Origin of the sequence: Caballeronia zhejiangensis (assembly GCF_000698575.1) — a bacterium.
Classification (GTDB): Bacteria; Pseudomonadota; Gammaproteobacteria; order Burkholderiales; family Burkholderiaceae; genus Caballeronia; species Caballeronia zhejiangensis.
Genome location: NZ_JFHD01000085.1, coordinates 1 through 3,468, shown reverse-complemented (window position 1 = coordinate 3,468; position 3,468 = coordinate 1). Strand labels below are relative to the sequence as shown.

The window sequence follows — 3,468 nt, the reverse complement described above, 5'->3', positions numbered from 1 at the left end:
AGAAATTATGTTGAGTCCGTCACTGTCGAATAGTGCCATGCGAGTCGCCGAAGCGATCCGCAAGGATTCGCGGTTCGGCGAGCTACGCATAATTACAACGACTCCAGGAACTGAAGGATGCGGTCCGGTGGTCGATATCGACGATTCTTTACTTGCGGCGGTTGAATCCTGTTCAACGCTCGCTCCTTCATTGTCAGATCAGCTTCCATATAGCCATGTGTTGTCGATGGGCTTTCGTGTCCCAGCCATAAGGCGATGACCGACAGGTCGACCCCTGATTGAAGTAGATGCATGGCTGTCGCGTGTCTAACCAGGTGCGGAGAAACACGTCGCTTGGCGAGTTGCGGACATTGGTCCTTCGCGCGCGTTACGGCAATTCTCATCCGATCGGCGACATTGGAGCGTGTCATCGCGTTTCCCGATCGATTTGGAAAGAGCCTCTGACTTGATGCATCCTGGATCTGCGGCAACCACCCCTTGAGGAGCTTTGCTGTGGATCGCCATAAAGGCACCGTTCGTTCCTTGCGTCCTTTGCCAAGAATATGAACGAAGGGTGATGTACCCAGAACGACATCACTGACGCGTAGTGCCAGGATCTCCGAGACGCGCGCCCCCGTGTTATACATCGTTGCCAGCAGAACCGTGTCGCGTTGACCCGCCCAAGTGTCCGGGTCAGGCGCCGTCAACAGTTGCTGAATCTCTTCGCGTGACAGGAATCCGACCATAGGTTTGTCGCAACGCTTCATCGGCACGGAGAGTGCACGCTGTATAACGGCCAACGACGCGACGTCACGGTGTGCTGCGTACTTCAGGAACGAGCGCAACGCTGCGAGTCGAACGTTGCGGGTCCGCGTGCTGTTGCGCCGCTCAACTTCGAGGTGTCGCAGAAACGCGAGGATCAGAGGTGCATCCATGTCCGACAGCGTCAGATCAGTTGGACACCTCCCGAGGCGATCCGATGCGAACTGAAGAAACAGACGAAACGAATCGCGATAGCTCGATATCGTCTCCGGGCTCACCGCGCGTTGATGCATCAACCGTTCGACGAAGAAGTCCTGCAGGAGAGTCGCAAAGGAAGGAGCCACGCAGGTTTTAGTCATGACGTACCCCCTCAGCAAAGCGCGCAAATTTCTGGCTCACGATTTCCATGAGATCGGGAACCGCAGTCAGATACCAGTAGGTATCGCTCGGCTTCACGTGCCCCAGATATGTCGACAGCGCAATCATCCGGTTGTCGACGTTCACGCCGTCCCGATACCACTTGAGAATGCACCGGCACACAAACGTATGGCGAAGATCATGGATTCGGGGCAACGCGTGGTCACCCCGAGAAGTCCACCCGAGTTGCTCGCGAAGCCGACCGAACACCCAATGCACCGTTCGGGCCTGCAACTTCCTGCCATCAAGATTCACAAAGAACGAAACGCACGGCTCTGCGGCGACGACCAGCGCACGGCGAGTAGCGTAACGGTTCATGGCCAGAGTTACGGTAGGATGCATCGGAATAACGCGCGATTTGTGAAACTTCGTCTCACGCACCGTAAGCGTGCCCTCGGCAAGATTCACGTCGTCTCGAGAGAGATTGATGGCTTCCGAGATACGCAAGCCGGTTGCGGCAATCAATCCAAACAGCGCTTCATATGTAAGCGGTCTGATCGAACCGACGGGTAACATTGCCACCGACGCCGTGAGGAGTTCGCCGAGTTCCTGCTCCGTGTAGATGTGCGGCGCCAGACGACGATGGGCCCGCCCGCACAAGTCGCGTCGCGGAACAACTGTATCGGGATAGAACTGCTTGAGATACTTCGCGAAGGGGCGGATTACCTCGATCCGACGCGCCCATGTAATGGCCCTTTCGCTCGGTGTCGAGTGCGCCCAGCTGAGAGTCAGATCTTCCGTGATCGGACCACGATGCCCCAGCGCGTCCGCGAAGCGGGCAAAGTTCATCAATACGTGCCCAGAGATCTTGAGGTCGAAGCCAAGACAGCGTCGTTCGGCGAGATATGCCTGCGCCAGCGATACCATAGTGTCTGCCGAGTTGACGAAGCGTTTCATGATTTGCTCCCCGGCCAGGGGAGCGCGACAGCCTCCATACTTTGCAGGTCGATCTTCGTGTAAATCGCGGTGGTGTCGATGCTTTGATGGCGCAGTACGTCGGCCACTTCCTTCAACGACGAGCCGGAACGAAGCAGCCGTCGAGCCACGCTGTGCCTCAGAAGATGAGTTCCAGTTTGTTCAGTCCAGCCGCAGCGAACATATGCGGCATGCACCGCCTGATGGACACGCCCGGTTCCCAACGGAAGGTCGGCAGGCGCGTAGTGCCGTACAAAGACGGCGCGGGAGGTCGTCGTTGTTCTTCGAGCTAACCAGATATAGTCGGCGATCGCATGACCTGTTGGCTCCGGCAACGGAATGACGTAGCCCCGTCGCGATTTGGTGCGACGGATTTGCAGCGTGCCGTCGCGCCAGTTTAAATCGTCGAGCTGTATTTGCACGACTTCCGCAGCACGCAATCCAATATCTGCCAGACAACGTACCATTGCGTAATCACGCAGGTCGGCCGCCGTTTCGTGATGGAAGGAATTCAGGAGCTGTCCGATCGCTGCGTCCGAAAGCGTTTGAGGTAATGCCGCCAACCTCCATCCTGCTACGTTCGGCACCGCCGCGATCAACTCTGCGACCTGCTCGTTATATTGCATGCTCCTGAATCGCAGATAACTGCGCAACGTTATGCCTGCTACGTGAGCTGTTCCGGCTTTGCACCCGTCAGGGTAACGTGTCACGAATCGACGGACATCCCGAATCGTTAGCCGCTTCATATCGATGGGTCCGCGACCAAAGCGTTGATGCAAGAAATCGCGAATGATTCGGCCACGCTGATATCGCGTGCACTCGGCAAGGCCGCAAACGTCCTTGAGGTACTCAGTGAATCGACACACCTCCTGTTGTACCGAATCCGGTTCTGCCCAAAGATACCGGGGGACAGCGCACGCGCCCAGGACGACCAGCAAATGCTGAAGTGCCGCGTTGACGTCTGTCCGACATCTCGGAATCGGATCGGGGCAGGTGCATCGAGGCAAATGGTCATTCACGAAGCCGCAGGCGAGTCGATTGTCGACGCGAGCTAAGGCTATGCGGTGTGTTGTGAGCCAGTACGCAAAGTGCGCGACGCACCTCACGTAACGGTTGACGGTGCAAGCCGCGTAGCCGGCCTCAACGAGATATTCGCAGTAGCGCTCCGCGAAAGGAGAAAGGACGCTGCGCCATAACCACGCCTGAGGCTGCGGTCGTAGAGGAACCAAGCCGATCATGATGTTTCTCCTGAATGGGTTACAACCCAAACAGGAAAGCACTTTTTATGTGTAGTTTGCTGCTACCCAACGATCCAGGCAAGGCGCGTCGCACTGACGCCCGTGACGAGCCGAACCATGCAAACTCCGCATAATTTCTGGCTGCGCATTATTCCTG

General features: G+C 57.0%; 3 protein-coding genes. All 3 read right to left on the bottom strand.

Annotated elements, in window-relative coordinates:
* Positions 1-92 precede the first annotated feature (92 nt).
* Genes BG60_RS35905 through BG60_RS39895 form a run of 3 tightly spaced genes read right to left on the bottom strand, consistent with a single transcriptional unit; the run spans position 93 to position 2,699 of the window.
* On the bottom strand, positions 93-1,100 hold the full coding sequence (locus tag BG60_RS35905; RefSeq protein ID WP_008344798.1) for a site-specific integrase: 1,008 nt from the start codon (positions 1,098-1,100) through the stop codon (positions 93-95).
* The gene (locus BG60_RS35900; protein ID WP_008344801.1) at positions 1,093-2,055 is read right to left on the bottom strand and encodes a tyrosine-type recombinase/integrase; all 963 of its coding nucleotides are present in this window, start codon (positions 2,053-2,055) and stop codon (positions 1,093-1,095) included. The genes BG60_RS35905 and BG60_RS35900 overlap by 8 nt, the downstream gene beginning before the upstream one ends.
* On the bottom strand, positions 2,052-2,699 hold the full coding sequence (locus tag BG60_RS39895) for a tyrosine-type recombinase/integrase (RefSeq protein ID WP_008344802.1): 648 nt from the start codon (positions 2,697-2,699) through the stop codon (positions 2,052-2,054). Before BG60_RS39895 ends, BG60_RS35900 begins: the two co-directional genes overlap by 4 nt.
* Positions 2,700-3,468: the final 769 nt, after the last annotated feature.

What these genes read in the sequence shown, in the direction of transcription:
- BG60_RS39895 (WP_008344802.1), bottom strand. Translation starts at nt 2,699, where the DNA reads ATGCAATATAACGAGCAGGTCGCAGAGTTGATCGCGGCGGTGCCGAAC.
- BG60_RS35905 (WP_008344798.1), bottom strand. Translation starts at nt 1,100, where the DNA reads ATGACTAAAACCTGCGTGGCTCCTTCCTTTGCGACTCTCCTGCAGGAC.
- BG60_RS35900 (WP_008344801.1), bottom strand. Translation starts at nt 2,055, where the DNA reads ATGAAACGCTTCGTCAACTCGGCAGACACTATGGTATCGCTGGCGCAG.